Raw genomic sequence first — 6,501 nt, forward strand, 5'->3', positions numbered from 1 at the left:
GCATTGGGCAAAGAATTTTTGTAACTCCTAACTTCTAACTCCTAACTTCTAACTCCTAACTCCTAACTCCTAACTCCCCACTCCCCACTTCCCACTCCCCACTCCTCACTCCCTCATTCTCCCTTAACGTGTGGCAAGATTGAAATCAGATCGCATCGCACTTAAGTAGGCAAACAAGATGCTAGGAAACACACTTGTAGGAAGATATCAAATTATTAGTAACTTGGGAGGTGGGGGTTTTGGTGAAACCTTTGTGGCTTGTGATACCCAATTACCCGGTTCACCTCCATGTGTCGTTAAAAAACTTAAGCTCCAGGCAAGTGATCCAATAACTTTGGAGACAGCTAGGCGTTTATTTGATACCGAAGCACAAGTTTTATATAAATTAGGAACTCACGATCGCATCCCCCAACTTTTAGCTTATTTTGAGGAAAATGCCGAATTCTATCTTGTACAGGAATTGATCGAAGGTCACGACCTGAGTCAAGAATTAACCCCAGGTAAAACCCTAAGTCAAGACCAAGTAATTTCACTTTTACAAGAACTTTTGACAATCTTAGAATTTGTCCATCAACAGAATGTAATTCACCGTGATGTTAATCCCCGAAATATCCTCAGACGCCAACCAGATGGCAAATTAATCTTAATTGATTTTGGTGCAGTTAAACAAATTACTACTCAAATTATTACTCCTCAAGGTCAAACTATAGCTACTGTTGCTATAGGTACGCCTGGATATATTCCTGGTGAACAAGCTCATGGTACGCCAAAATTAAGTAGTGATATCTATGCTACGGGAATAATTGCTATTCAAGCTCTGACTGGATTATCACCAGAGGAAATAGTAAAAGATGCTGATACTAATGAAATTATCTGGCATAATCAAGCCACGGTAACGCCAGAATTCGCTCAATTCTTAGATAAAATGGTATGCTACGACTTTCGACAACGTTATCCTTCGGCAACGGTAGCATTACAAGCCCTGAAAGAGTTAACACAACCACCCGCGCAGACAATAGCGTTAACTCCTATTTCTCCTATTTCTCCACCCAAAAATATCAACAAACGTCAACCGAAAAAAGGCATATTGGGTAAAATTTTACTAATGATATTTTTATTTGGGGTTAGCGGAGTAGCATCAATATTTATTCTGAATCACATTAATTCAAATAACGCCATAGAATTATCCAAACAAGGAAATACGTTTTTTGATTTGCAACGCTATCAAGACGCGCTAGAAGTATATGAAAAAGCAGTTAATATTAGACCAGATTATTCTCAAGGCTGGAATGGTCAAGGCAAAACGCTGGATAAATTAAAAAAATACAAAGAAGCATTAGTGGCATATGACAAAGCAATTCAAATTCAGCCAGATTATTTAGAAGCTTGGATTGGACGGGGTTTTGTATTAGGAAATTTACAGCGATATCAAGAAGCGATTGCCTCTTTTGACAAAGCCTTACAATTAAATAATAATAACTCAGAAGTCTGGAACGCTAAAGGTGAAGCTTTTAGTAATTTAAATCAATATGATCTAGCGATTCAATCTTATGAAAAAGCGATTGAACTCAAACCAGATAATTACGAAGCTTGGTATAAAAAAGGATTAGCTTTGCAAAATTCTAAGCGATATGAAGAAGCGATCGCAGCCTACCAAAAAGTTGTTGATTTAAAACCAGACTATGAGCAAGCTTGGTATAATTTTGGAAATGCTTTAGTAAATTTGCAACGCTACAAAGATGCATTTACAGCTTATGATAAAGCGGTGCAATACCAGCCAAATTATTATCAAGCTTGGTTATCAAGAGGGAATGTGCTACTGAATTTACAACGTTATCCAGAAGCAATTGAATCTTTTAATCAAGTAATTAAATTCAATCCTGGTAACTATAAAGCATGGTATAATTTGGGCTGGTCGTCGCATCAAACACAACGCTATGTAGAAGCAATAAAGTATTATGATAAAGCCGCAAAAATTAAGCATAATGACTATAACTTATGGTATAATATGGGGAATTCACAATACATATTGCAGAAATATGAAGATGCGATCGCGTCTTATAATAAGGCAGTTCGTTATAAACCAGACCATTCTGAAAGCTGGTATAGCAGAGGTAACGCCCTATTGAATTTGAAACGGTATCAGGATGCGATCGCTTCTTACGATCAAGCAATAAAATACAAGCCTAATTACCAACAAGCAATAGAGGCGCGTAACCAAGCCAAAATTCAGCTGCAAGGCGAAAAACTAAAGCCTGTAATCGTCGTACCAATCATCCCAGTTCCTAATCTTAATAATCCACCGCAGACAAATCCTCTAAACGCTCCAGCCAAGGACTAGGACTAAAGTCCTGACTACGAACTTACAGAGGTTTTCAATTGAATAGACCACACGCATAGGGGCACAATATATTGTGCCCCGACAATGACTGTATTCCACGCATTTAAAAATTGCCGTAACTACCGAATATTAACTTCTTGCAGGTAATTTGCTCCCTGAAGATATTCAACCCTAGTGACAGAGTTTTTAGCAACGAATGAATTTGTTCTTTTTGCAAAAGCTATCTTTTGATTATCAACCAGCACGCGTTGCTTTTGAGTATACTCATTCAATTTGACTTGAGCTTGAGCATAAACTAAAGTATCTTGGGGAATATTTCGGAGAAATTTCACAGCCAGATCAAAATCACCAATAGATGCTTGTTTGTAGGCTTTTTTTAAAAAGTAGGCTGCTCTGATCTGGCGCTTTCGATTGTACTCAGCCAATTTTTCTTGAACTAAAGTACCAGCATGACTTTCTTGAGGAATTTGACGCAGATATTGTAATGCAGTAGAAAAATCTTTTTCCCTGGCTCTTTCGTAAGCTTTTGCTAATAAATCTTGCGTCTGTGTTTCAATATTGACGTATGCTTGCTGAACTAATTTACCTGTTTTAGATTGCCAATATAAAATATTTGGAACTTGAGAAGCAGCATGAAGAACATCTGACCATCTGCTCTCATGAAAAGCTGTTTCAGCTATTTGATATTGCTGTGCAGCTACTTGCCATTGCTCTTGCCATTCTTCGATTGTCGCTTGCGCTTCTGGATAAACATTACTGTGGGAGGGAATTGATTTAGCGAGTGCGATCGCCTCTTGCAAATCTCCTGCTTGATATTCTTGGGTTGCTTTATATAAAGTATCTGTTTCTGAGTATGCAGGTGAACTATTAACTAAAGAATATACACCAAATCCCATTAATAAAGAATTAGCCACCAGTCCTACTTTCATTCCTGTTAATAATGGCGATAATTTCCCAGATGTCCGATTCTGAGAATTATCATTTTCAATCGCCGCCTTTAGGAGAAATTGAGAATCTGCTTCTAATATTTGTGATGGCTGAGTTTCCCATATTATTTGTTTGAGTACTCGCAGTACCTCACCGGCAGATTGGAAGCGATTTTGAGAATCGTAGCTGATCATTTGGCTGAGAACAGCAGCTAGATAATCATTAACTGGCGTGTTTTGAGAACGCCAAAAAATTTCATTATTATTAGCATCAGGATCAGCTTTTAATTGTAATGGTTCTAACCCTGTTAACGCTTGGATGGCAATCATACCCAAAGCATAAATATCACTGTTGGGCTGTGTTTGTCCAATAAACTGCTCTGGCGGTATATATCCCAATGAAGTGACGGGAATTCTATAAATGGGTAATTCCGCACCTATGCCAAAATTGATAGACTGGATTGAGCCAAAGTCAATCAAAACTAACTTGCGTAGGGCTTTGCCCTTGCCGGAGGCATCGCTATTACGTCTGATCAAGTTTTCCGGTTTGATATCGCAATGGATAACGCCTTGAGAGTGAATAAATTCTAGAATACCTAAGACATCGATCAAAAATTCTACAACTTCGCTTTCACTCCACAGACATCCCCACTGTTGATTGATGGGCAATTCCGCAGTCAGCGCGTGTCCTTCAATACACTCTTGCACTAAATAAAATTGCTCGTTTTCTTCAAAGCAGGCGATAAATTCAGGAATTTGCTGATGGCTTCCCAGAAGCTTCAGGGTTTGGGTTTCAGTTTGAAACAGTAACCTCAGCATCTCCAAGTCGCCGGGTTCGGAACTGCTAACTTTAATCTGCTTAATAACGCATTTGGGATTCTCTGGATAATCTACGTCTACAGCAATATATGTTTCTCCAAACACCCCTGCACTAAGGGTTTGGACAATTTGGTAACGCCCTTGTAGTAATTTACCGATTATGTGGTAGGTCATGACCTGGTTACTCAGTAAGTCCTTTTATCTAGATTTACTGGTATTTCCTCCAGTTTCCGGAAAGCTTTAAAAATAATTGAAGAAGAATTTTAATACCTTGAATGTAAGTTTAAGTTTTTAAGTATTTTTACGTAAGAAAATATATATATTAGTAAAATTAATATCCTTAATTTAATTTGAGAGTTAATATAGGACTAAGTATTTGATTTTTGAAATGCACTGTAGTGGACTATCTAGGCTAAAATAGTGCATTAGACGTAGACGTAGGTTGGGTGGAGGCTTTGCGTAACCCAACATCCTGCATATATGTTGGGTTGCGCTCCGCTCCACCCAACCTACAATTTTTTTGGCAACATTTTTATAAATTCAGCAATGCAGCAGCATCACATTCCTCAAGAGGAGTTGCTAATTAACTCTGGGTTTCTTCATCGTGTTCAACTACTTCAGATTTATCTGTTAACGGCTTGACTACCCGCGCGATCGCTTCTTGAATAAAAGCCTTGATAAATTCATCTCTGCGATTAATTTGAAACTGTCGCTGTACAACTTCCGTCATCCCACCATCACCCCAATCTTGATCGTGACGAAAATATTCAATAAAACTTTTACCAGCAATTCGCGTTAAATAAGCTGCTGTCACGCCTTGAATTGCTCTACCAATAATAAAGGTGGCAACATTCAGTTGCAAAGCTGTAGATAATAATTGAATTGCCCCCTTGACAATGCCTAAACTGGCGATCGTTTTCGCTAAAGAAAGGGCTAACTCTCGTCCCCGTTCCATATTCAATTCACAGCCGTACACTCTACCAATTTCCACAACCATTTGAGCATTAACAGCAGCTGTCGCCAATAAATCTACGACTGGTATAGGTGTGACTGAGACTACACCAGCACCAATCCACTGAAACCGTTCTACGATTTTGTCAGCTTGACGGCGACGCTGGCCATCGATGAGTTTTCGCGCCTCGTCTCCCAATCGCAGAGATTGCAAAAGAATATTATCCGCCACCAAATCTTCGCCCTCAGCCCGTAAAACAGTAGCCGTCCGCCGCAGCAAAGGGATAATATCCGGTTCCGGCTGGAAAGTTTCGCCAGTTTCTAGTTGTGCAGATTGGGGATTAGCAGCGATCGCCACTACATCATTAGTAGCAATAAATCCCCGTACCCGTTGACGCAATCTAGCGAGGATGGCTTCTTTATCTTCATCTGTATATAAATCAGTTTTGTTAAGCACCAAAAGCGATCGCTTACCAATTTCTGCCAACCCCCGCAACGGCTCATATTCTGAGCGTCGTAAGTCATTATCTACCACAAACAACAGTAAATCTGCTTCTGTTGCCAATTCTCGCGCCATTTGTTCGCGTTCGGTTCCCGCCACCCCTGCTTCTAAAATTCCTGGCGTATCTGTAATTAAAATTTTGCGTTCTAATCCCTTCAACCGCAGACAATAGGTTTCCCCAACTTGGGTTGTACCCATCGGTGCATCCACTTGACCAACCATGCGTCCCATAATCGCATTAACTAAGGAAGTTTTGCCAGCACTGCCGGTACCAAATATCACTACTTGAATCTCGCGCCGTGCTAGGTTTGCTTCAATCTCCCGCGATTTACTTAATAAAGCCTGACGTGCTACTTCATCTTGAATTTGCCCTACCTGTTGGCGCACAGCCTGGAGAGTTGTAGAAGCAGCGTCAGATTTGCCAGCAGGAATTTGTGCCGCAGTCACTCGCTTTGGGTTGCGGCGCGATCGCTTTTCTCCAGATTGAATCACCAATACATAATAGACAAAAGCGGCAACTAACGCTCCGATGAGGATAATCAGCAGCAACAGCAGTAAATTGCCCAGCAACGGCGAATAGGACAATTGCCAATAGAGACGCGATAGGGAATCAATTAGCCATAGGGCTAGCCCCAAAATGACGATCAGACCAACAATCAGCGTTACTATGCGTGACAGAGGCATGGTTGGGAAAGATTAGTGGGTATTCAGTAGGCAGATGCTTCTAATCTTAATAGTTTCAGTATTTTTTACCAGAGTGCTAGGATAGAGGTTTTGAGCTTCTGAGGTTGAAACTTAAGCCTTTGAGTCCATCATAATTGGAAAACTGATTCAGAGCGATCGCCTTTTAGAGAAAAATCAAGGTTTTTCAGTACTTGTTATGCTAAATTATTAGTTACAAATTCAAAAGGATATTAAAAATTGTATTAAAAAATTACTAAAAGCATTGCAATTATTGACAT

Annotated in this window: 3 protein-coding genes; 1 reads left to right on the plus strand and 2 read right to left on the minus strand. The window is 39.8% G+C overall.

Annotation, left to right across the window (positions count from 1 at the left end):
* Positions 1-178: 178 nt before the first annotated feature.
* Positions 179-2,341, plus strand: a complete 2,163-nt coding sequence (locus HWQ38_RS11120) for a serine/threonine-protein kinase (protein ID WP_292793218.1) — start codon at positions 179-181, stop codon at positions 2,339-2,341.
* A 119-nt stretch (positions 2,342-2,460) separates the two neighbouring features.
* On the opposite strand, the gene HWQ38_RS11125 is transcribed toward HWQ38_RS11120, so the two are convergent.
* Together HWQ38_RS11125 and HWQ38_RS11130 are read right to left on the minus strand one after the other, a co-directional pair.
* Positions 2,461-4,260 (minus strand): serine/threonine-protein kinase, encoded by a 1,800-nt coding sequence (locus HWQ38_RS11125; protein WP_292793220.1) that lies wholly within the window; start codon positions 4,258-4,260, stop codon positions 2,461-2,463.
* A 409-nt stretch (positions 4,261-4,669) separates the two neighbouring features.
* The gene (locus HWQ38_RS11130; RefSeq protein WP_292793222.1) at positions 4,670-6,223 is read right to left on the minus strand and encodes a YcjF family protein; all 1,554 of its coding nucleotides are present in this window, start codon (positions 6,221-6,223) and stop codon (positions 4,670-4,672) included.
* Between the last annotated feature and the right edge of the window lie 278 nt (positions 6,224-6,501).

The sequence above is a fragment of the Nostoc sp. NMS7 genome, assembly GCF_017115085.1.
In the GTDB taxonomy this organism is placed as follows: Bacteria; Cyanobacteriota; Cyanobacteriia; order Cyanobacteriales; family Nostocaceae; genus Nostoc.

Coding starts and splice junctions, on each gene's coding strand:
- HWQ38_RS11130 (WP_292793222.1), bottom strand. CDS start 6,223: ATGCCTCTGTCACGCATAGTAACGCTGATTGTTGGTCTGATCGTCATT.
- HWQ38_RS11125 (WP_292793220.1), bottom strand. CDS start 4,260: ATGACCTACCACATAATCGGTAAATTACTACAAGGGCGTTACCAAATT.
- HWQ38_RS11120 (WP_292793218.1), top strand. CDS start 179: ATGCTAGGAAACACACTTGTAGGAAGATATCAAATTATTAGTAACTTG.